Raw genomic sequence first — 22,022 nt, forward strand, 5'->3', positions numbered from 1 at the left:
AACTCTTCCTTACGTGTAATTGACTGATACAGAGATTAAATTTGGTCTGGCAACAACATCAGTACTGGTTTATTCAGGCTGAGTCCGCCAGATAAAAACAATAAGTTGAGGACAAACTCTCATGTATCTGAAAAAGCGTTTCATGGCAGCTGCGATCGCATCCGCTCTCTCTGTTTCTACCCTTTCTGCTACAGCCACTGCCGGTGAGGTTGAAGTACTGCACTGGTGGACTTCAGGTGGTGAAGCCGCCGCCGTCAGCGTATTGCGCGAAATGGTGGAAAAAGAGGGGCATACCTGGAAAGATTTCGCGGTGGCTGGTGGCGGTGGTGAAAACACCATGACTGTTCTGCGTGCTCGCGCAGTTTCCGGAAATCCTCCCTCCTCTGCACAGATCAAAGGGCTTGAGATTCAGGAATGGGCAGATCTTGGATTCCTGGCCAATCTTGAGGAAGTCTCAAAGCAGGAAGGCTGGGATGACGTGCTACCTCCCGTTGTCGCCGACATCATGAAACACTATGGCTACTATGTCGCTGTTCCGGTTAATGTGCATCGCGTGAACTGGATGTGGGTCAATCCGGCAGCGCTGGAAAAAGCTGGAGCATCAGTGCCGACCACGCTGGATGAGCTCTGGGAAACTGCAGACAAGCTCAAGGCAGCCGGTATTATCCCAATCGCACATGGTGGCCAGTCATGGCAGGATGCAACGGTATTCGAATCCATTGCACTGAGCTCCGGTGGCCCCGATTTCTTCCGCAAGGCATTTGTTGAGCATGATCAGGACACCCTGCTCAGCCCACAGATGGAAACAGTCTTTGATCAGTTCCGCAAGGCGCGTGAATATCTTGACCCCGGCTTCCCTGGACGTGACTGGAACATCGCTACCTCCATGGTGATTCGTGGCGAGGCTGGCATGCAGTTTATGGGCGACTGGGCCAAGGGTGAATTCACAGCCGCTGGTATGGAACCCGGCACTGACTATCTCTGCCTGCCCTTCCCAGGTACTGAAGATGCCTTTGCATTCAATATCGACTCTCTGGCGATGTTCATGCAGCGCGATGCCGATAATGTGCGCGCGCAGCAGACCATGGCACGACTGGTTCTCTCACCCGAGTTCCAGGAGACATTCAACCTGAACAAGGGCTCCATACCAGTCCGTCTGGATCAGGATATGACTCCGTTTGACAGTTGTGCCAAGGCATCCATGGAAACCTTCCAGCGCACCTCTGAAAATGGTCAGGGCCTGGTACCTTCAATGGCACATGGCATGTCCACCTCTTCGGCGGTTCAGGGTGCCATTTATGATGTCACGACAACCTTCTTCAACAGTAGCATGAGCTCCCAGGACGCAGTGCGCCAGCTGGCTTCAGCCATACGCGCAGCCCAGTAAGGGCCTTATCCTGCACCGGCCTGCCGCGCAGTGCCGGTGCAGATTCAGCCAAAGCTGCTTACAGGTACACCACATGTCTCAAACACTGACTTCTTCGTCGCAGGCCGTTCGTACTCCTGCGCCTGCACGCTCACCGGCAGATCGCATAGCCCAATGGATACCCAAACTGGTGCTGTCGCCCACGCTGGTGATCGTAGTGGTATTTTTCTACGGCTTTATTTTCTGGACCGGCCTGCTCTCCTTCACCAACTCCCGCATGCTGCCAAGCTATGGCCTGGTCGGCTGGGACAACTACGTTCGCCTGTTCAACAATGAGCGCTGGCTGGTCGCACTGGGCAATCTCGGCATCTATGCCTTTCTATTCATCGTTATCTGTCTGGTGCTCGGTTTGCTGCTGGCGATACTTCTGGATCAGAAAATCCGTGCCGAAGGCGCCCTGCGTACCATCTACCTCTACCCGATGGCGCTCTCCTTCATCGTAACCGGTACCGTCTGGAAATGGATGCTCAATCCTCAGGTGGGTCTGGAGCAGTTCGTACAAAGCCTCGGCTGGGAAAGCTTCCAGTTTGACTGGCTGGTCAATCCCGATTTCTCGATCTACACCGTCGTTATTGCCGCGGTCTGGCAGTCATCCGGTTTTGTCATGGCACTTTTTCTGGCCGGCCTTCGCGGTGTTGATGACAGCATCATAAAAGCGGCGCAGATCGATGGCGCCTCACGTTTCACCATCTATACCCGCATCATCATCCCGAGCCTGCGCCCGGTTTTCTTCAGCGCTTTCATCATGCTGGCGCACATTGCGATCAAATCTTTCGATCTGGCGCTGGCACTGACTGGTGGTGGCCCCGGTATCAGTTCGGACCTACCTGCGATCTTCATGTATCAGCTCTCCTTCACCCGCAATCAGATGGGTATCGGGGCGGCGTCTGCGATGATCATGCTGCTGACGGTGATTGCGATCCTGGTGCCTTATCTGTACTCCGAGCTGAGGGTGAAAAAACATGACTGAGCATAACCAACGTCGCTACAGCGATATCAGCGGACGCGCCATTCTCTATGCCCTGCTCGGGATCATGGCGCTCTACTACCTGCTGCCACTGGCATTGATGATCGTGACCTCCTTCCGTTCGATGGATGAGATCCGCATGGGGCAATTGATCGACTGGCCGACACAGCTGAGTCTGGATGCCTGGCGTATCGCCTGGGATCAGGCACAGATCGGTGCGCGCTCCGAGAAGGGTCTGCGCCCCTACTTCATCAACTCACTGCTGATGACACTGCCAGCGGTGGCGATCTCGACCATGATCGGCGCGATCAATGGCTATGTGCTGAGCTTCTGGCGCTTCAAGGGCAGCAATCTGTTCTTCGGCTTGCTGCTGTTCGGCTGCTTCATCCCCTTTCAGGCGATACTGCTGCCCCACGCCACCGTGCTCGGTAAGATGGGCATCAGCGGCTCTATCGTTGGCCTGGTATTCACCCATGTCATCTATGGTGTCGCCTTTACGACGCTGTTTTTCCGCAACTACTACGTGACCATTCCAGGTGAGCTGGTCAAAGCCGCGCAACTGGATGGTGCCGGGTTCTGGCGTATCTTTTTCCGCATCATGCTACCGCTGTCGACCCCGATCCTGACGGTTTGTGTGATCTGGCAGTTTACTCAGGTATGGAACGACTTCCTGTTTGGCGTGACCTTTTCTGATCCTTCATCACAACCGATCACGGTCGGGTTGAACAATCTGGTGAACAGCTCCACCGGGGAGCGTCGTTACAACGTGGATATGGCTGGCGCAATCATCGCCGCCCTGCCCACTCTGCTGGTGTATGTGATCGCTGGTAAATATTTCGTGCGCGGGCTGACAGCCGGCAGCGTCAAAGGCTAGGAGAAAAATAAGATGGCCAGTTTGAATATTGAAAATGTAGAGAAATCCTTCGATCAGACCCACATTCTGAAAGGGATCAATATGGATATCCGCGATGGAGAGTTCATCATCCTCGTCGGACCATCCGGCTGCGGTAAATCAACCCTGATGAACTGCATCGCGGGCCTTGAAGACGTTACATCCGGCTCCATCAGCATCGCCAATCAGGATATTACCAGTGTACTGCCGAAAAACCGCGATATCGCGATGGTGTTTCAGTCCTATGCGCTCTACCCGAACATGAATGTGCGCAAGAATATCTCCTTTGGCCTTGAGATCCGCAAACTGCCCAAGGATGTGATCGCCAATGAGGTAGACAGAGTCGCCAAACTGCTGCAGATCGAACATCTGCTGGATAGAAAGCCCGGCCAACTCTCCGGTGGCCAGCGCCAGCGTGTGGCGATGGGTCGTGCTCTGGCGCGCCAGCCGAAGATCTACCTGTTTGATGAGCCCCTGTCCAACCTGGATGCCAAGCTCAGGGTCGAGATGCGTACCGAGATCAAGAAACTGCATCAGCGCCTGGGCACCACCATTGTATATGTGACCCATGATCAGATCGAAGCGATGACCCTGGCGGACCGCATTGCGGTGATGAAGGATGGGCATATTCAGCAGTTCGGATCACCACAGGAGGTGTACGATAACCCGGCTAACCGCTTTGTTGCCGGCTTTATGGGCTCACCCTCAATGAACTTCATTGAAGTGCTGGTTGTGCAGAAACAGGATAGAGCCTGTATCGAACTGGCCATAGATGGCATCACCCACTACCTGCCGACCCCGGATCAGGAGCAGCGTGTCAGACAGATGGTTGGGCAGACCGTGATTCTGGGCATCCGCCCTGAGCAGATCACCCATGTCATTCCCCATTATGATGACAACCCCGGAATCGCCAGAGTGGATGCCACGGTGGAGGTTATCGAGCCAACCGGCGCCGATACACTGGTGCTGGTCAGGATGAACGGCCAGGAGGTGAACTGTCGTGTTGATCCCTATGAGGCACGCCAACCCGGGCAAGTGATGACACTCATGCTGAATATGGGCAAGGCGGTGTTTTTTGATGTGGACAGTGGGGAGCGGATCTGATTCAGGCTCTTAATGCTACCTGTGATAAGGCTTGTCACAGGTAGCATCAGTAATAATTAAATGACAGAAACCCCATCAAAAACAGCATGTCAGAGAGCAATCATGCTAGACATTCTGAGCCATTTACAGAATATTTTTAAATATCCGGCCATCCTTCATGATGATCAGAAAGCTCTTATGTGGCTCTGCTATTAGATCAAGGTTTTCTACAGGGTCACCATCAACAAGCAACAGGTCAGCGAGCGCACCCTCTTCGACCACCCCCAACTTTCCTGGATAAGGGTTTCTAAGACCGGATAATGCCAACAACTCCGCATTAGTACTGGTTGCCATTTGCAGTACCTCTTCAGGTTCAAACCAGCGCGTCATTCGCACCAACTCACGCCCTTGGGCCTCAGCCTTTGCGGGGTTAAATAATATATCCAGGCTCCAGGCAATACGTACACCATGCTCTTTTGCCAGTCTAATAGCACGATCAGTACCTTCTGCCACTTGAAGCTGCTTCAGGCGACGCGGCGAGCCTTCTGGTAATCGTGGATCTGGATCTCCCAAGAATGGCTGTATACTCAACCAGGCATCATGTTCTGCCATCATTTTGATGGTCTCTTCATCTGCCAATTGCCCATGTTCAATCGACTTGACACCTGCCCGCAAGGCACGTTGCACAGACTGAGGCGTATATGCATGTATCATGACATAGGTTCCCCAGTCTTCGGCAGCCTCAACGGCGGCGCGTATTTCTCTCTCAGTAAACTGATTGACATCCAGCGGGTCATACAAGGAAGTAACCCCACCCCCGCCCATCAACTTGACCTGTGTTGCGCCACGCATCAGTTGCTCACGCACACGTCGCAACATCAAAGGCTCGCCATCTACTATCGCGGCATAACCGAAACGTTCAGACATGTGCATCTCGCCATCAGATCTTGGCAACTCACCCAGCATTCGAAAGTCACCATGCCCGGATGTCTGTGATATCAAAGCACCTGAAGGCCAGATTCGTGGCCCTGGAATTCGGCCTTCATCAATCGCGGCTTTTAACCCGAATACCGGACCACCAGCATCACGCACGGATGTGAATCCACGCATCAGCATTTCTCCAGCCGCCTGCCCGGATAACAGAGTCGCGTAATTGTTATCTCCAGTCATCAGCCGCACCTGTGAGATAGTGCCCATTGCAAGATGTGTATGCGTATCGATCAATCCTGGCATCAGGGTTCTGCCAGCACCGTCGATGCGCATTACAGTATCAGCAGGGTCGATCTGAATCGGCTCAGATGAAATTGTATCGATCAGATTGTCACGAACCAAAACATGCCGCGGATCGGTAATCGATGTACCACTGCCATCAAATATCCGCACATTTTCGAACAGCGTTAATCTATTATCCGCCGCCATGGCAGATGACACCAACAGTAAACAGCCTAGCGTAAGCAGTGCCTTAATCATTTTCATTTTTATTTTCTCCCTACCCTGTGCATCTCAGAATCGCAGTGTCATGCCTATAATCGGTCCACTCATTTCAACATCTACACGGGTTCTGCCATCATCGAAGTCAACTTTCATTTGGCGGTATCCACCCGATAGATATAGATCGTCCCGAAGTTGATAGTTCATCGTCCCCACCCACTGCCAGGTTTTTTCAGACCCGACACCAAATCCACCAATATCTCCATACAAAATAAATGACCACTCAGGGCTGATGCGAGCATTCATACGGGCTGCCAGAATGGGGTCTGTCCAACTCTCAGTTTTACTGGCTGATTGAATCGGCAAAGGTGCTGGTGTATTGACAGATGCTCGCACCTGCCAGAATCTGGCACCAAACAAAGCATCAATACTCAGATCAGGTTCATTTACCACCTGATAGCCTGCAGCGGCAGTGAAAGATGACTGGCGAACACTACCTTTTACAGGTATGCCGGAAAGATTTTCTGAATCACTCAATGATGCATAGGTCAGGTCACCCAACAACACCAGACGATCACGCCTGGCAGTAGCACTCATAAAAAGTGCCGCATCAAGATTTTTCAGTATTTCGCTGAAAGATTGGCGAGTACTTATAGAAGGCCCGCCAGGCAGAGGTCGAATATCCCCAGCCATACTGGATGCCCAGATATAGGGCGTAACCTGAACACGCCATGCTTCATCCGCACTCGTAACTGTGCTACTCAAACTCAGTGTGACAATACCCAAAGATGCCGCAATACGTTTTATCATCAGATTCACTCCATTTCGCTAATCATTTCCATGGCTCGCTTTTTTTTACTAGACAGCGCTGAATGTTACATCAGCTGTAGCCATCAAGGAATGACTCCTGCCTTTTCCAGTATTACGACCTCATCCACCAAATCGATCTGTTCAGGTTTCATGAATCGGCTGGCATAGGCTTTGTATATCCCTTTACGCACAAACAGACTGAACAGCTCAGGGTCGATATGGGCACCACGGCACATGCCAGCCATGATATTCAGTGACTCAGACAGGAGTTTTCCCTTCTTGTAGGGGCGATCCACCGCCGTCAGCGCTTCGAATATATCGGCAATCGCCATCATTCTTGCGGGCAGACTCATCTCATCTCGACTCAGCCTTTTAGGGTAACCCGTACCGTCCATCTTCTCGTGATGGCCCCCGGCTATTTCCGGCACTGATTTGAGGTGAGCAGGAAAAGGCAGACTGCTGAGCATCAGAATCGTCTGCACGATATGGTGGTTGATGATATAACGCTCTTCATTGGTCAGAGTTCCGCGCCCGATACTGAGGTTGTAGACCTCACCACGATTGAACTTCCACTGTGGAACATCCAGTTTGAATTCATGCCCTGCGTTATGCACCACATTATCGCTGGCCGGTCGTTCGATCAGATGCTCCGCCCTGTCGCTGAGCAGAGGTTCCAGCACCGGCAAATCAGGAGCGGGCGTACGTTCCATCCGCTTTTGCTCCTCCCAGGCGATACCGATACGGTTATCCAGCGTGCGCAACCATGTTCGTTGCGCTATTTTATGCAGCCGCTCAACATGCGCTTTTTCCATCGCTTCACCACCGAGATTACACTGAGCTACAAACCCAAACTCCTCATCCAGTGTAGTGAGCAGCTCATCTCTCAGCGCGGCCTGTTGCTCCTCATCTGCGCCCTCTGCGCATTGCTGCCAGTAGTTAATCCAGGCATCGCGCTTGAGCACTTCAAAGCGCATGCGAATCTCATGAATGCGGTCATGGATGGTTTCCAGCTTGGTGGCCTTATCGACGACATATTCAGGCGTTGTGACCTTGCCACAATCATGCAGCCATGCTCCGATATGCAGCGCCTCCCACTCATCAGGTGTCGGCTGGTAATCCAGAAAGCCAGGTTCATCGCTGTCTGCAGCGGCCTTGGCCAGCATCAGTGTCAACTCAGGCACCCGCTGGCAATGCCCTCCGGTGTAGGGGCTTTTGGCATCAATCGCGCCAGCCATCAATTGAATGAAAGCATCCATCAGTTGTTTTTGTCGTTCCAGCAAGCGTTGACTCTCAATACAGATCGCTGCCACTCCTGAAACAGCCTCGATAAAGGCTTTGCGCGCCATACTAGTCGACTGGCTACCCTTTGCAGAGACATCCTGAGTGTGCAGTAACAACAACACACCGACCGTTTCTCCCTGGCGGTTATGCAATGCGATAGCCATCAACTCTGCATCTGACTCGTTATGGAACAGTTGCGTAAACAGCTGAGCCTCATCCTGTGGAATAGTCAGCGTCACAGCGGACGAGTGGTAAGCCAGATCACGCAGCCAGATAGGCAGATCAGGGCTGTCCTGATCAAAGGCAGGTGGCTGTATCGGCTCATCATGCTCTTTCTCCTTCTGGCCGATACCTCGCTGAAACACGCTGCGTGGTTCCAGGCGACCTTTTTCGGTATCGAGCAGATAGAGCACACCACTGTCTGCTTCACTGATGAAAATGGTTTCTTTCAATACGCGCTTAAGCAGAGAATCAAAACGCGTTTCAGCCGAAAGGCTGGCCGAGATCTGCAGAAAACTGGCGATGGTGTCCTTCATGCTCGCCATCGCCAAGGAAAGTTGATCTACCTCCAGCACAAAAGAGCGCCCACGTATCGGTGTATCAAAATCAAAACGCCTGATCGCTTCAGCCTCACCAACCAGAGCTCTGAGCGGCCTGACGATCATGCCAGAGAGCATCCAACCGACCGGCAGACAGAGCGCAAGAATTCCTATGGTGATCAAAGCACCTTGCCAACGAATTCGATATGCGCCCACCAGCATCTCCTGCTCAGGTACCAGCATGGCCAGATACAAACCACCAGGACCACCCTCTTCCAGATGGCTTTGAGCCACCAGCCAGCGTTCGTCCCCGAGAACCAGCATACCTTGCTTATCCAGCCTTGCAGACTGCGACATCATCTCATTTAACGCAGGACTCAGCGCACCAGCGGGTACACGCTGCAGACCGTCATCGTTCACAAGAAGTCGCTCAGTATCTGGATAAGCCACTGCAAGCCCGTCCGGATCGTAGAGTAGTACTTCAGTTGATGGAGTTATCAGATGATTTGCCAGAGCATCAGACAGATTCTGCAGGGTCAGATCAGCCCCTACAATCGGGCCAAGGCTGGCCCGCCTGGCGACAGTTGTTCCTATCTCTTGTGTGGAGAAGAAAAGATAGGGTGTAGTGGTGATCTGTGAATCCTCATCCTGCGCACTGATAAACCACCCACGCTCACGCGGATCATACAACTCCTCATCCTTATCCACTCGGCTGATCAGGTTCAGACTCTGATCCAGAAAAAGATATACTCCCTGTGCATCACCCGAAGAGCGCTCAATTGACCAGACCTGATAGGCGGCATCATCCGGCGCGCCAAAAAAGCTTTTCAATGCTTCCGTTCGTAAAGGTCGAAGCATGAAAAAATCACCTGTCTCGTACCCTACATAGATTGATGACAAACGTGGATTATCATGGAGCGCCTGGGAAAAAAGCGGCAACAGCCAGAGCCTACCAGCCAGATCAGGCGCTATCAGTGTTTCATTCAATGACACCAGACTAAGCATCTGACGAATCGGCTGATAGGTCAGTGTCAGGTCCTGTTGCACTTCCTGCTCGATACGCTCAATCAGATGATGGCTGTTGGTCAGAATAATCCTTGTGGTCTGATTGAAATTGAATAAACCGACCAGAGCACCAGTCATAAGCAGCAGCAGACTGAACAGAACGCTGATATGAACATGAAGCGGAAAACGACCATTTTTACGCATGTTCTCTGTCATCTGTACACTCCTCGACAAGATGTCAGGTTACTGATTTCATGGCTGATATGATCTTCCTGTGCAAGGTAGATTAGCACCGGTATGTGAATTGCACCTTGTTGGAAAATAAAAAACGCCACTTCTTATCCCTGTAAATGACTCAAGTAATCAAAGATCTTTATAGGCAATACGCGTATAATTGCAAGTTTGATCAATCCCTCAGATAGTACCTCCGCCATGACGCAAGCCGTAACACCCATCCATACCCGCGCCCAGTTCAGGTCCGCTACCCGCAGCAAACCTGCCCCCTTTCTACCGATGAGCCGCAAGGAGATGGACAAGCTGGGATGGGACAGTTGCGACATTATCATCGTAACGGGGGATGCCTATGTCGATCACCCCTCCTTCGGTATGGCGATCATCGGGCGTCTGCTGGAGGCTCAGGGTTTTCGTGTCGGTATCATCGCGCAGCCAGACTGGCACAGTGCCGAAGCGTTCAAGGCGCTGGGCAAGCCCAATCTGTTTTTCGGTATTGCGGCCGGCAATATGGACTCGATGATCAACCGTTACACGGCTGACAGAAAGATCCGCTCCGATGACGCCTACACACCAGGCAATATCGCTGGCAAGCGCCCTGATCGCGCGAGTATTGTTTACAGCCAGCGCTGCCGCGAGGCCTGGAAGGATGTCCCCCTGATTCTGGGTGGCATCGAAGCCTCGCTACGGCGTATTGCTCATTACGACTACTGGCAGGACAAGGTGCGTCGCTCCATACTGCTGGACTCGCGTGCCGACCTGCTGCTCTATGGCAACGCCGAGCGCGCCATTGTCGAAGTGGCGCACCGCTTGGCAGCTGGTGAGGCGGTAGCAGATATCCGTGATGTGCGCGGCACGGCGTTTGTGCGCAAAGACACGCCTGAAGGCTGGATGGAGATCGATTCCACGCGCATCGACCGCCCCGGCAAGATCGACAAGATCATCAATCCCTACGTCAACACACGTGACCTGCCGGAATGCTCACTGGAGAACGACACTGTCAACAACACACTCGCGTTTGATCCAGACGAGGAGCAGGTGCTGCATATTCTGCCTAAGCCGAAGCTGGATCGTGCCACAACAGTGATCCGTATCCCCTCTTTCGAGAAGGTCAGTCAGGATCCTGTGCTGTATGCGCACGCCAGCCGTGTGCTGCATCTGGAGACCAATCCCGGAAATGCACGGGCACTGGTACAGCTGCATGGGGATCAGGAGGTCTGGCTTAATCCGCCGCCGATACCCCTGACCACCGAAGAGATGGATTACGTTTTTGACCTCACCTATGCGCGCGTTCCTCATCCTGCGTATGGCAAGGAGGAGATTCCGGCTTACAAGATGATCCGCTTCTCGGTCAATATCATGCGCGGCTGCTTTGGCGGCTGCACCTTCTGCTCCATCACCGAGCATGAAGGCAGAATCATTCAGAACCGTTCAGAGGGATCGATTCTGCGCGAGATTGAAGAGATTCGCGACAAAGTACCCGGTTTTACCGGTGTTATTTCTGATCTTGGCGGGCCGACTGCGAACATGTATCGCATCGCCTGCAAAACGCCTGAGATCGAGGCCGCGTGTCGAAAACCCTCCTGCGTTTACCCCGGCATCTGTCACAACCTGAACACCGATCACTCAGCCCTGACGCAGCTCTATCGTGATGCGCGCCGCCTGAAAGGGGTCAAGAAGATCCTGATCGCGTCCGGCCTGCGTTATGATCTGGCGGTTCAGGACCCCGAGTACGTACGCGAGCTGGTCACGCACCATGTCGGTGGTTATCTGAAGATTGCGCCGGAACACACTGAACGCGGCCCGCTGGATAAGATGATGAAGCCCGGCATCGGTGCCTACGATACCTTCAAGAAGATGTTTGAGCGCTTCTCCAAAGAGGCCGGCAAGGATCAGTACCTGATCCCCTACTTCATCGCCGCCCACCCGGGTACCACCGATGAAGATATGATGAACCTTGCACTCTGGCTGAAGACAAACGGCTTCAAGGCGGATCAGGTTCAGGCCTTCTACCCCTCCCCGATGGCAACAGCCACGGCGATGTACCATACCGGCCGCAACCCGCTGCGCAAATTGAGTTATAAGAAAAGCTCTGAGAAGGTTGAGAGCGTAAAGGGTGAGAAGCAGCGCCGCCTGCATAAGGCGTTCCTGCGCTGGCATGATCCAGACAACTGGCCACTGCTGCGTGAAGCACTGGCCAATATGGGACGTGCGGATCTGATCGGCGATGCACCCCATCAGTTGATTCCGTCCGAAGACAGCGACAGTCAGTATACCAGTGCGCGCCGAAAGAATACCCCGGGAGCAGCCAGAACTGCCAAGGGTCGAGTACTGACCCAACACACAGGCCTGCCACCACGGACACATAAGGCTCCCGCGGGGAAAGGCAAGGCGGCTGCAGGGTCTAATCCTTCCAATAAGCGGCCCCCTGCCGGTAACCGTCCTCCAAAAGCAGGAAAAGCCCGTCAGACGCAAACCTGATGGGCTTTTAAATCAGCAGGTTAAGTTTTTAATTTAACCTGCTTTCAAGACAAGCCGATCGATCAGAAGAAGCCCATCGGATTGGTATCATAGCTGACCAGCATGTTCTTGGTCTGCTGATAGTGGTTCAACATCATCTTGTGGTTTTCACGGCCAACACCAGACTTCTTGTAACCACCGAAAGCAGCATGAGCAGGATAATGGTGGTAGCAGTTGGTCCAGACGCGACCCGCTTCGATACCACGACCCATGCGATAAGCGCGGTTCATATCGCGTGTCCAGACACCGGCACCCAGGCCGAACTCAGAATCGTTGGCAATCGCCAGCGCTTCAGCTTCGTCCTTGAAGGTGGTTACAGATACCACTGGCCCAAAGATTTCCTCCTGGAACACACGCATGCTGTTGTTGCCTTTCAGCAGTGTCGGCTGGATGTAATAGCCAGTGCTCAGGCCACCTTCCAGCGCTTCACGACCACCACCGATCAGCACTTCAGCGCCTTCATCGCGGCCGATATCCAGATAGCTGAGAATCTTGTCATACTGCTCCTGCGACGCCTGTGCCCCAACCATTACTTCGGTATCCAGCGGGTTACCACGCTTGATCTGGCGGGTACGGTCGATCACCATGCTGATGAACTGATCATAGATGGTTTCCTGAATCAGCAGGCGTGACGGGCAGGTGCAGACCTCACCCTGGTTGAAGAACGCCAGTACTGTACCCTCAACACATTTGCTCAGGTAGTTGTCTTCAAAGCTCACCACATCTTCAAAATAGATGTTTGGTGACTTGCCACCCAACTCGACAGTAGATGGGATAATGTTTTCAGCCGCACATTTCAGAATATGTGCGCCAACAGGGGTAGAGCCGGTAAACGCGATCTTGGCGATACGCTTGCTGGTCGCCAGTGCCTGACCCGCTTCGGCACCATAGCCGTTTACTACGTTGAGTACGCCGGGTGGCAGCAGATCTGCAATCAGCTCAACAAACTTAAGGATTGACCAAGGTGTCTGTTCGGCTGGCTTGAGCACGATGCAGTTACCGGTCGCCAGTGCAGGAGCCAATTTCCAGCAGGCCATCAGCAGCGGGAAGTTCCAGGGGATGATCTGCCCAACGACGCCAAGCGGTTCGTGGAAGTGATAGGCAACCGTGTTGTGATCGATCTCGCTGATGCCACCTTCCTGTGCACGGATGGTACCGGCAAAGTAGCGGAAGTGATCAACCGCCAGTGGTACGTCGGCATTCAGGGTTTCACGAACGGCCTTGCCGTTGTCCCAGGTTTCAGCCACGGCCATCATCTCCAGATTAGCTTCCAGGCGGTCAGCAATCTTGAGCAGAATATTGGAGCGTGCGGTCACGGAGGTGGTGCCCCAGGCCGCCTTGGCCTTGTGTGCAGCATCCAGTGCCAGTTCGATATCTTCAGCGGTAGAGCGTGGAATCTCGCAGAAGGCTTCGCCATTCACAGGCGAGATATTCTTGAAATACTGTCCTTTTACCGGCGCAACCCACTCACCGCCAATAAAGTTGCCATAGCGCTCATTAACGGTAGCCTTGGAGCCCTGATGTCCTGGTTGTGCGTATATCATGATGTTTGCCTCTTTTTTTTATATCGTGCAGTTTTCTATCGTGCAGGCATGGAGAAGTGTTTCTTCATGGCTCAATTTTCATGACTCAATTTTCATGACTCAATTTTCATAACTACATGATAGGCGGGCAGACATCAGATCCGACATTGCGCATTGGCAGCAGAAAAACAGTACCTTGGTAGTAGTGCTTCAGACCCCCTCATAGTCCATATCAACGACAAGATGAACAACCAGATGAACAACTGGCTGCTCAACAGATCAACCTGACACCGGCTGCCGACAGCTCACTGCGCAGGAGCGCACCCGGCGGCTGATCCATCACCACCACATCGAACTCAGTCAGATGACCCGCGCTGCAACTGGCTTCAGTATCAAATTTTGAACTATCCAATAGCAGCACTTTCTGGCGTGATTGCTCCAGCAACGCTTCTCGTGCCATCACTTCGTCGGTGTTGTAGTCGTACAATCTGCCATCGCGACTCATACCGCCGACTGAGACAATCCCGATATCCGCCCGAAAGCGGGAGAAAAACCTGAGCGCATCACCCCCGACCACATCCTGATCGCGCTTGCGCACTACGCCACCAGCGATGATCAGCTCACAGTCAGGGTGGTGGCACAGATGTGAAACCGCATGCAGGTTATTGGTCATGATCCGAACTCCCTTACGTATGCTGATCAGAGCAGCCAGATGCTCAACCGTGGTTCCAGTACCGAGAAACAGGCTCTGATAATCACTGATCAGTTCCAGACAGTGCTGAGCTATGATTCGCTTACCCGTGCGATTAAGTATCTGGCGTTGGTCAAACTCCACATTTTCCCGACCAGGAAATGGCGCAGCCACGCCATGGCGGCGCATCAATAAACCTCTATCTGCCAGCACGCGGATATCGGAGCGGATGGTCTGGACAGAGACATTGAACCGTTCAGACAGTTGCTCCAGATTCTGCCTGCCGGATTGATTGATCAGAACGACTATCTGCTGTCGACGCTCACTTGCTGTCATGCGCCCTCCTTAAAACGAAAATAAAATGGCTTAAAGCGAAAGCCTCAGGGACTGATTCGAAAGGTTAATGTCACTGTACTGTCACTCCATGACAGTACGCTGACATCTCTCAGCCAATAAACCGGAGATGCGACATGCCCTATTCGAATTTGACCCGCTGGATACTGACAACCGCACTGGCCCTGCCAACACTTGCGATGGCACAGGAGTCCCTGATTCTTTATACCAGCCAGCCGAACACCGATGCCCAGATGACCGTCGATGCTTTCACTGCCGCTCATCCGAATATCAAGGTGGAGTGGGTACGCGATGGCACCACACAGTTGATGACGCGCCTGCAGGCAGAACTCAGCGCTGGCGTTTCCAAACCTGATGTCCTGCTGATTGCCGACAGCGTCACCATGGAAGCGCTTAATCGGGAGGGATTGCTGCAGGCCTACCTGAGTCCTGAGCGCTCACACTATGACGTTGACCTCTATCATCAGGAGGGCTACTACTATGGCACCAAGATGATCACAACCGGTATCGCCTACCATACACAGGCCACTCAGCAACCGATGAGCTGGCAGAGCCTGATTGCGCCTGAGTACAAGAATCAGGTTGTCATGCCAAGTCCACTTTATTCCGGTGCAGCCTTGATTCATCTGGCAGCCATCACGGATCAGGCGGATCTGGGCTGGAATTACTATCAGCAGCTTCAGAAGAACGGCACAACCGCCCATGGTGGTAACGGCGCCGTACTGACAGCGATCGCCTCAGGCTCCAAGCCCTATGGTGTGATTGTTGACTTCATGGCGATACGCGAAGCCGCCAAGGGATCACCGATTCAGTTTGTATTCCCTGAAGAAGGTGTCACGGCGGTTACTGAGCCTGTGGCTATTTTCAAGCAAGCCAGCAACCCGGAAGCCGCTCAGAAATTTGTCGACTTTCTGCTTTCTGAAGCCGGCCAGCAACTGGTCAGCGAACAGGGCTATCTGCCGGCACGTACGGATATTGACCCGCCGGCTGGATTTCCTGCACGCAACGAGATCAAGCTGATCCCCCTGGATGCCGGCAAGGCGCTGGATAATGCCGACGCTAACAAGCAGCGTTTCAGCAACATTTTCGGCGGTTGATGATTCATGTTTGCAACGCTTGATACCGGCAGTCAGCATCGCTGGCTGCTGTTTTCCATCCTTACCCTGGTGAGTCTGCTGACACTGCTGCCGACTCTGCGATTGTTGCTGGAGGCGATACAGGGATGGCATCTGGGATCTGACTCGCCGATGATGCGTGTTCTGCAGCAAAGCGCCACTTGGCGTGCACTGTGGCACAGCCTTTATACCTCAGGTCTGGGTACTCTGATCGCAGTAATACTGGGAAGTCTGTTTGCCTTCACCCTGACTCTGACCGATATCCGTTACAAGTCCCTGCTGGTATTCAGCTTCATGCTGCCGATGATGATACCGCCTCAGGTTACTGCCCTGAGCTGGCTGCAGCTTACCGGACCTGGCAGCCCACTGCTTAATACACTGGGTATGGCTCCACCTCTCGGATCACCCCAGCCACTTTATTCTGCAGAGGGGATCGCCCTGCTACTGGGTATTCAACATGCACCACTGGTATTTCTGGCACTTCGCACCAGTCTGATCAACCTGCCACGAGATCTGATTGAAGCGGCACGCATCAGCGGAGCCAATCAGCGCCATGTCTGGCTTGATATGATTCTGCCTCTGACGCGCAATGGCATGATAGCCGGTGCATCGATAGCATTTGTGTCGGGACTGGGCAATTTCGGCATACCTGCAATGCTGGGCATACCCGCCTCCTACTATGTTCTGCCTACCTTGATCTATCAGCGCATGTCCAGCTTCGGTGCTCATGTATTGCCTGAGGTAGCCTCTCTCTCGGTGTTGATAGGTGTGGTTGCCCTGCTGGGTGTAATGCTGCAACAGCAGATGCTTAAAAACAGTCAGTTTAGATTGCTTGGTCATGCCGGCAGAGGACAGGACTTTGCACTGGGGCGCTGGCGCATTCCGGTACAACTGCTGCTCGGAACATTGCTTGTACTGATTCTGGTGGCACCACTGGCAGCGCTGATCACCAGCTCACTGGTACCGGCACTGGGTGTCAAACTGACCTTCGATACCCTTAGTTTTTCGGCCTATCAGGAGATGGTCAACCGTCAGAGCGTGACCCTGCGTGCCTTCAGCAACAGCCTGCTGCTGGCCACAGGTGCCGCAATGCTGCTGATGCTGATCTCAACACTGCTGGCCTACCTGATGCAGAGCATGTCGCAGCGACAGCGTTCATCACTGATCAGCATGATCGAGATCCCCTATGCACTGCCGGGCGTGGTATTGGCTATCGCCTGTATTCTCCTGTTTGCCAAACCACTGCCACTGCTCAACATCACCCTCTATGGCTCGCTCGGCATCATCTTTGTTGCCTATCTTGCCCGGTTCATCTCCGTCAGCCTCAAGCCGGTAACAGCCAGCTTCAGTGAGCTGGATCGCAGCCTTGAAGAAGCGGCCAGAATCGCCGGCGCCGGAACCCTCCGCCGCCTTATTGATATTCTGCTGCCTCTGGTTGCACCCGCGGTATTTGCCGGTGGCTTGCTGGTATTTCTGACCGCCGTGAATGAGCTGACTGTGTCCGCCCTGCTCTGGAGCGCCGGCAAAGAAACCCTGGGTGTGCTGATATTCAATCTGGATGAGAGCGGCGACAGCATTCTGGCATCCGCCATTGCCGTGCTGGTTGTCGTGATGGTAATGGCCATCATGCTGCTCTTGAGTCTTATGGCCCGCCATTTACCGAAAGGAGTGATACCTTGGCAGAACTGATACTGGAACAGGTCAGCAAACGATTCGGTCAATCACTGGCCGTGAATAACCTGAGCCTGAACATACAGCAAGGCGCATTTGTGGCCCTGCTCGGACCCAGTGGTTGCGGTAAAACAACCACACTGAGGATGCTGGCCGGATTCGAGACACTCAGCAGTGGTCGCATACTGCTCAATGACACCTGCCTCGCCAGTGATGGCTGGCAGGTGCCGACCGAAGATCGCAATATGGGGATGGTGTTTCAGTCCTATGCTCTCTGGCCGCATATGAGTGTGGCTGATAATGTCGGCTATCCCTTGAAGCACCGTCGGATCAAGGGTGGGGAATACACGCGCCGTGTCATGCTGGCGCTGGAAACTGTGCAGATGGAAGCGCTGGCACAACGGATGCCACAGGACCTCAGTGGAGGACAGCGCCAACGTGTGGCTCTGGCACGCTGTCTGGTGACAGATCCTGATGTTGTGCTGCTGGATGAGCCCCTGGCTAACCTGGATCGCCACCTGCGTGCATCCATGGAGGAGAGCTTTCGTGAGTTTCATCGCCGCACGGGTGCCACGCTGATCTATGTTACCCATGATCAGTCCGAGGCGATGTCACTGGCTGATCAGATCGCCGTAATGCATCAGGGACAACTGGTACAGTGGGCAAAACCTGAAGAGCTGTATCAGACCCCGAAAACTCAGTGGATCGCCGGTTTTATCGGTCAGGGCAGCATCATTCATCTAGCGGATGTGGTGCCCGGCCAATGCTTGCAGGCATCCGATCTGATGGCACTTACTGCCCGCTCAGGCGAGCAGCGCACCCCGGTACTGATCCGGCCTGAACATATCCGGCTGCATCTGGACGACAACCCGCACGAAAAACCTTCGCTATTGCCACCTGCCGCACACTCACTACAGGCTAGAACATTACCGGCAAGAGTACTGAGCAGCTTTTTTCGGGGCGAGCGTTATGAGATAAAGGTGCAGCTCATCAATGGTGATGAGCTGACCTGTTATCACCACACTGGCCTGACCGAGGGTGCGCAGATCCATCTGACACTTGAGCAGGGTTGGAGCCTGGAGCCTGCCGCATGAGTGTTAAAATTGAGATTATCAGTGGTCTGGGTGAAAAAGCACCCGCTGCCATCATGGTTCATGTCAACGGCAAACGACTGTTGCTGGATGCCGGTGGCCCGATGCAGCCGGATGAAACCTGCGACTGGTATCTGGACCTGGCCGCCGATGCCATCCTGATCAGCCATGACCATGTTGATCATATCGGGTCTGTGCGCTGGCTACCGGAAAATATTCCCCTCTACTGCTCCGAGCTGGTTGCACGTAATCTGCCAACCGGACGCCAATGGCAGGCTCTGCCGACACGCGGACAGATCGAGATAGAGGGCGTACGCATCACCTGTGGCCAGGCCGGGCACTCACTGGGTGGAGTCTGGTTACACCTGGATATTGCAGGCGGCATTTTTTACAGTGGTGATTTCAGCAGGGAATCGCTGCTCTACCCTTTTGACCTGCCTCCACCGGCAGAAGTCGCCCTGCTGGATGCCTCCTACGGTGTATACGATACGAATCAATCTCTCTGCCGGGAAGCCCTGCTTGAGCGGCTGACACAAGCGACACTCTTGCCTGTACCTCCCTCAGGACGTGCGCTGGAGCTGGCGATCTGGTGCCAGGCAAACCAGCTTGAGTGGACACTGGACCCTCTGTGTCAGGGGTTCATGGCACAATTGATGCAGCTTCCTGCTGATCTGCTGATGCCGGGGGTGCAGCAGCAACTGCGCGAGCTGACACCGCGCACCTGGACAACTGATGATCATGAGGTGGACGGACTGGTCAGAATTGCAGGCAATGCCAATGGCGTCGGCGGAGAGACCGGGCGCCTGATTTCAGATCCGGAGTACACAGGGCAAGTGATCTATACCGGTTATACGCCAGCCAAGGCACGTGCCGATATCAGTGCGGGTCGCGCCGAGTGGCTGCGCTGGAATGTTCATCCACGCCTGAGTGACCTTCAGGCACTGACCCGACATCTGGGCGCCCGTAGCGTAACCCCACTGTTCTGCTCCATGCAGCAGGCTCATCTGTGGCAGCAGGCATTGGGCAGTGGCTTTAATCAACACCCCATTATCGATATCTGACACGAAATATCGAATTGACTGAATCCCTGGATGCACATAAACCATTTCGTAACAGACCTTATGGAACAGGCACATGGAACTGATTAATAAACCCTTTGTATTTCTTCGTCACGGCGAAACCGCCATGAACCGACAGCGTCTGATCGGCGGTCGCACCGATACCCCCCTCAATGAAACTGGTCGGCAGGAGGCGCGTGCAGCATCAGAGCTGCTGTCCTCAATCACCTGGAGCGTTATCGGTGTCAGCCCGCTGAAACGGGCACATGAAACAGCGCAGCTGGCAGCACCCGGGCAATTACTGACCCTGCTGGATGGCCTGAAAGAGCGAGACTGGGGTGAGCTTGAAGGCATCCCCTGGGAACAGATAATCCCTTACACAGATACACCGCCCGGTGGGGAAAGCTGGAGCGACTTCACTGAGCGCGTACAGACAGATCTGAACAGCCTGCTGCAACAGCATGAGATGCCACTGATTGTGGCACATTCCGGCATCTACCGCGTGATACGCTCACTGGCAACCGGCACACCGGAAGGTGAACGCATCGGCAATGCCCAACCCATGCTGATTCTGCCGCCAGACGCCACAGATCCCAACTGGCGCTTCCAGCCATTTACCTCTGCTACCAAGGAGCACTATTTTGACTAAGGATACCGTTATCGTCGATGTCGACGGCACACTCGCCCACTTTAACCCTGAAGAGGTTCGCGCCTGGGTATTGGGCGATGAAAAACAGTGGGACCCGTTTTTTGCCCATATGGCAGAGGCAGAACGCATTGAGCCTGTCTATCGGTTGGTCATGATGCTGAAGCAGCAAGGGCAGAAAATTGTGATCTGCAGTGGTCGTCCCGATACGCATCGCGAGCAGACACTCGACTGGCTGATCAGGCGCGAGATCCCTTTTGATGCCGTGTTTCTGCGCAAGGCAGGCGATGATCTGGAAAAGGATGAAGTGGTCAAGGCGCGACTGCTGGATGAGATACGCGATGCCGGTTTCTCACCCTGGCTGGTACTGGATGATCGCGACAGTGTGGTTGCTCAGTGGCGTGCCATGGGCCTGACCTGCCTGCAGTGTGCACCGGGCGATTTCTGATGGCTCACTGGCGGTTCGGTAACGAAAAGTACCCGAACCGCCAGCGGGATATGAACTACACCAGAAGCCACCAAGCCTTCAATATTACAAATGCCTTGATGTCATAAAACTAACATATTGATTTAACGAGCCTGTCACAAAGCCTCAATAGAGTAACTGCACATTCAACATGCAGAAGAGGCTTAACATGCAGCTCATTTCACGGATCACCCAACATCTGAAATCCCCCCTGTTTGTCGGCCTGATGGCTGCTGGCGCCATTGTCAGCGCTCAGGCAAGTGACCTGGCACCACGTTTCACCGATGCCGACGGTGACATGGTTGCCGATGCACCGACCGATCCTTCTCAGTGGGTTGATCCAGCCACACTGGTGTTTGCCTACACGCCTGTTGAAGATCCCTCTGTCTATGCCAAGGTATGGGATGGTTTTATCAAGCATATGGAGAACGTGACCGGCAAGCGCGTTCAGTTCTTCCCTGTGCAGTCAAATGCCGCGCAGTTGGAAGCAATGCGTGCAGGTCGTCTGCATGTAGCCGGTTTCAACACTGGCTCCAACCCGTTGGCGGTGAACTGTGCCGGTTTCGTACCCTTCACCATGATGGCACGCGAAGATGGCAGCTTCGGTTATGAGATGGAGATCATCACCCGTCCAGACTCAGGCATCAACGAAGTGGCCGATATCAAGGGCCGCAGCCTTGCCTTTACATCACCTACCTCCAATTCCGGATTCAAGGCACCTTCAGCCCTGCTGGAGGCCGAGTTCGGCATGGTGGCAGAACAGGATTTCACCCCATCCTTCTCTGGCGGTCATGACAACTCAATCCTGGGCGTGATCAACAATGACTATGACGCCGCAGCCATCGCCAACTCAGTGCTCAAGCGCATGATCTCGCGTGATGTCGTCAAACCGGACAGCTACACAACGATCTATACCTCACAAACCTTCCCGACCACCGGCTATGGCCATGTTTATAATCTCAAGCCTGAGTTGGCAGAAAAGGTCAAGGAAGCCTTCTTTACCTTTGAATGGGAAGGCAGTGCGTTGCAGGAAGAGTTCAAGAACTCCGGCGAAGCCCAGTTCATTCCGATCACCTACAAAGAGCATTGGGCCGTGATTCGCACCATCGATCAGGCGATGGATGTGACCTACAACTGTAACTGATCAGTTTGTCTGATCCGTTAACGACGCCTCCCATGTGGAGGCGTCGCCATTTGATATCGGCGGCCACTTATTGCACTC

The 22,022-nt window shown here is 53.7% G+C and carries 17 protein-coding genes; 12 read left to right on the forward strand and 5 right to left on the reverse strand.

Annotated features, from left to right (window positions below; genetic code table 11):
* Window positions 1-121: 121 nt before the first annotated feature.
* The 4 genes from F7R27_RS16415 (at window position 122) to F7R27_RS16430 (ending at window position 4,389) form a co-directional block, all read left to right on the forward strand.
* Window positions 122-1,387 (forward strand): ABC transporter substrate-binding protein, encoded by a 1,266-nt coding sequence (locus F7R27_RS16415; RefSeq protein ID WP_151705349.1) that lies wholly within the window; start codon window positions 122-124, stop codon window positions 1,385-1,387.
* Between the two features lie 73 nt (window positions 1,388-1,460).
* Entirely contained in the window at window positions 1,461-2,396 is a 936-nt protein-coding gene (locus tag F7R27_RS16420) for a carbohydrate ABC transporter permease (RefSeq protein ID WP_151705350.1), read from the forward strand.
* Window positions 2,389-3,267 carry a carbohydrate ABC transporter permease gene (locus F7R27_RS16425; RefSeq protein ID WP_151705351.1) on the forward strand — a complete coding sequence of 293 codons (879 nt, stop codon included), beginning with the start codon at window positions 2,389-2,391 and terminating at the stop codon, window positions 3,265-3,267. Before F7R27_RS16420 ends, F7R27_RS16425 begins: the two co-directional genes overlap by 8 nt.
* Before the next feature lie 12 nt (window positions 3,268-3,279).
* The gene (locus F7R27_RS16430; RefSeq protein ID WP_151705352.1) at window positions 3,280-4,389 is read left to right on the forward strand and encodes an ABC transporter ATP-binding protein; all 1,110 of its coding nucleotides are present in this window, start codon (window positions 3,280-3,282) and stop codon (window positions 4,387-4,389) included.
* 123 nt (window positions 4,390-4,512) lie between these two features.
* Here the strand turns inward: F7R27_RS16430 and F7R27_RS16435 are convergent, their stop codons facing one another.
* The 3 genes from F7R27_RS16435 to F7R27_RS16445 form a co-directional block, all read right to left on the reverse strand.
* Entirely contained in the window at window positions 4,513-5,844 is a 1,332-nt protein-coding gene (locus tag F7R27_RS16435; RefSeq protein ID WP_151705353.1) for a metal-dependent hydrolase family protein, read from the reverse strand.
* 27 nt (window positions 5,845-5,871) lie between these two features.
* Complete coding sequence (locus F7R27_RS16440) at window positions 5,872-6,366, reverse strand: porin family protein (RefSeq protein WP_151705354.1); 495 nt, start codon at window positions 6,364-6,366, stop codon at window positions 5,872-5,874.
* Window positions 6,367-6,692: 326 nt separating this feature from the next.
* Window positions 6,693-9,650, reverse strand: coding sequence for an HD domain-containing phosphohydrolase (locus F7R27_RS16445; protein WP_151705355.1), 2,958 nt, complete (start codon window positions 9,648-9,650; stop codon window positions 6,693-6,695).
* Between the two features lie 216 nt (window positions 9,651-9,866).
* Here F7R27_RS16445 and F7R27_RS16450 point away from each other — a divergent pair, with 216 nt between their 5' ends.
* Window positions 9,867-12,146, forward strand: a complete 2,280-nt coding sequence (locus tag F7R27_RS16450; RefSeq protein ID WP_151705356.1) for a YgiQ family radical SAM protein — start codon at window positions 9,867-9,869, stop codon at window positions 12,144-12,146.
* A 62-nt stretch (window positions 12,147-12,208) separates the two neighbouring features.
* On the opposite strand, the gene exaC is transcribed toward F7R27_RS16450, so the two are convergent.
* Both exaC and F7R27_RS16460 read right to left on the reverse strand, forming a co-directional pair.
* Complete coding sequence (exaC, locus tag F7R27_RS16455; RefSeq protein WP_151705357.1) at window positions 12,209-13,729, reverse strand: acetaldehyde dehydrogenase ExaC; 1,521 nt, start codon at window positions 13,727-13,729, stop codon at window positions 12,209-12,211.
* Window positions 13,730-13,979: 250 nt separating this feature from the next.
* Window positions 13,980-14,735, reverse strand: a complete 756-nt coding sequence (locus F7R27_RS16460; protein WP_151705358.1) for a DeoR/GlpR family DNA-binding transcription regulator — start codon at window positions 14,733-14,735, stop codon at window positions 13,980-13,982.
* 134 nt (window positions 14,736-14,869) lie between these two features.
* On the opposite strand from F7R27_RS16460, the gene F7R27_RS16465 reads away from it, so the two are divergent.
* From F7R27_RS16465 to phnD, 7 genes are all read left to right on the forward strand, one after another.
* The gene (locus tag F7R27_RS16465; protein WP_151705359.1) at window positions 14,870-15,850 is read left to right on the forward strand and encodes an ABC transporter substrate-binding protein; all 981 of its coding nucleotides are present in this window, start codon (window positions 14,870-14,872) and stop codon (window positions 15,848-15,850) included.
* Between the two features lie 6 nt (window positions 15,851-15,856).
* Window positions 15,857-17,557, forward strand: coding sequence for an ABC transporter permease (locus tag F7R27_RS16470; protein WP_151705360.1), 1,701 nt, complete (start codon window positions 15,857-15,859; stop codon window positions 17,555-17,557).
* Complete coding sequence (locus F7R27_RS16475) at window positions 17,545-18,633, forward strand: ABC transporter ATP-binding protein (protein ID WP_151705361.1); 1,089 nt, start codon at window positions 17,545-17,547, stop codon at window positions 18,631-18,633. Before F7R27_RS16470 ends, F7R27_RS16475 begins: the two co-directional genes overlap by 13 nt.
* The gene (locus F7R27_RS16480; RefSeq protein WP_151705362.1) at window positions 18,630-19,691 is read left to right on the forward strand and encodes an MBL fold metallo-hydrolase; all 1,062 of its coding nucleotides are present in this window, start codon (window positions 18,630-18,632) and stop codon (window positions 19,689-19,691) included. Before F7R27_RS16475 ends, F7R27_RS16480 begins: the two co-directional genes overlap by 4 nt.
* A gap of 73 nt (window positions 19,692-19,764) precedes the next feature.
* Window positions 19,765-20,337: a histidine phosphatase family protein gene (locus F7R27_RS16485; RefSeq protein WP_151705363.1), complete on the forward strand. Its 573-nt coding sequence runs from the start codon at window positions 19,765-19,767 to the stop codon at window positions 20,335-20,337.
* Window positions 20,330-20,782: a phosphatase domain-containing protein gene (locus F7R27_RS16490; RefSeq protein ID WP_168927542.1), complete on the forward strand. Its 453-nt coding sequence runs from the start codon at window positions 20,330-20,332 to the stop codon at window positions 20,780-20,782. Before F7R27_RS16485 ends, F7R27_RS16490 begins: the two co-directional genes overlap by 8 nt.
* Window positions 20,783-20,969: 187 nt before the next feature.
* Window positions 20,970-21,944, forward strand: coding sequence for a phosphate/phosphite/phosphonate ABC transporter substrate-binding protein (phnD, locus tag F7R27_RS16495; protein WP_151705365.1), 975 nt, complete (start codon window positions 20,970-20,972; stop codon window positions 21,942-21,944).
* The last annotated feature ends 78 nt before the right edge of the window (window positions 21,945-22,022 follow it).

This window comes from Nitrincola alkalilacustris (genome assembly GCF_008973755.1).
Taxonomy (GTDB): domain Bacteria; phylum Pseudomonadota; class Gammaproteobacteria; order Pseudomonadales; family Balneatricaceae; genus Nitrincola; species Nitrincola alkalilacustris.

Excerpts from the sequence above, each read along its gene's own strand:
- exaC (WP_151705357.1), bottom strand. The coding sequence starts at position 13,729 with ATGATATACGCACAACCAGGACATCAGGGCTCCAAGGCTACCGTTAAT.
- F7R27_RS16485 (WP_151705363.1), top strand. The coding sequence starts at position 19,765 with ATGGAACTGATTAATAAACCCTTTGTATTTCTTCGTCACGGCGAAACC.
- F7R27_RS16435 (WP_151705353.1), bottom strand. The coding sequence starts at position 5,844 with ATGAAAATGATTAAGGCACTGCTTACGCTAGGCTGTTTACTGTTGGTG.
- F7R27_RS16430 (WP_151705352.1), top strand. The coding sequence starts at position 3,280 with ATGGCCAGTTTGAATATTGAAAATGTAGAGAAATCCTTCGATCAGACC.
- F7R27_RS16450 (WP_151705356.1), top strand. The coding sequence starts at position 9,867 with ATGACGCAAGCCGTAACACCCATCCATACCCGCGCCCAGTTCAGGTCC.
- F7R27_RS16465 (WP_151705359.1), top strand. The coding sequence starts at position 14,870 with ATGCCCTATTCGAATTTGACCCGCTGGATACTGACAACCGCACTGGCC.
- F7R27_RS16470 (WP_151705360.1), top strand. The coding sequence starts at position 15,857 with ATGTTTGCAACGCTTGATACCGGCAGTCAGCATCGCTGGCTGCTGTTT.
- phnD (WP_151705365.1), top strand. The coding sequence starts at position 20,970 with ATGCAGCTCATTTCACGGATCACCCAACATCTGAAATCCCCCCTGTTT.
- F7R27_RS16460 (WP_151705358.1), bottom strand. The coding sequence starts at position 14,735 with ATGACAGCAAGTGAGCGTCGACAGCAGATAGTCGTTCTGATCAATCAA.
- F7R27_RS16425 (WP_151705351.1), top strand. The coding sequence starts at position 2,389 with ATGACTGAGCATAACCAACGTCGCTACAGCGATATCAGCGGACGCGCC.
- F7R27_RS16445 (WP_151705355.1), bottom strand. The coding sequence starts at position 9,650 with ATGACAGAGAACATGCGTAAAAATGGTCGTTTTCCGCTTCATGTTCAT.
- F7R27_RS16480 (WP_151705362.1), top strand. The coding sequence starts at position 18,630 with ATGAGTGTTAAAATTGAGATTATCAGTGGTCTGGGTGAAAAAGCACCC.
- F7R27_RS16420 (WP_151705350.1), top strand. The coding sequence starts at position 1,461 with ATGTCTCAAACACTGACTTCTTCGTCGCAGGCCGTTCGTACTCCTGCG.
- F7R27_RS16415 (WP_151705349.1), top strand. The coding sequence starts at position 122 with ATGTATCTGAAAAAGCGTTTCATGGCAGCTGCGATCGCATCCGCTCTC.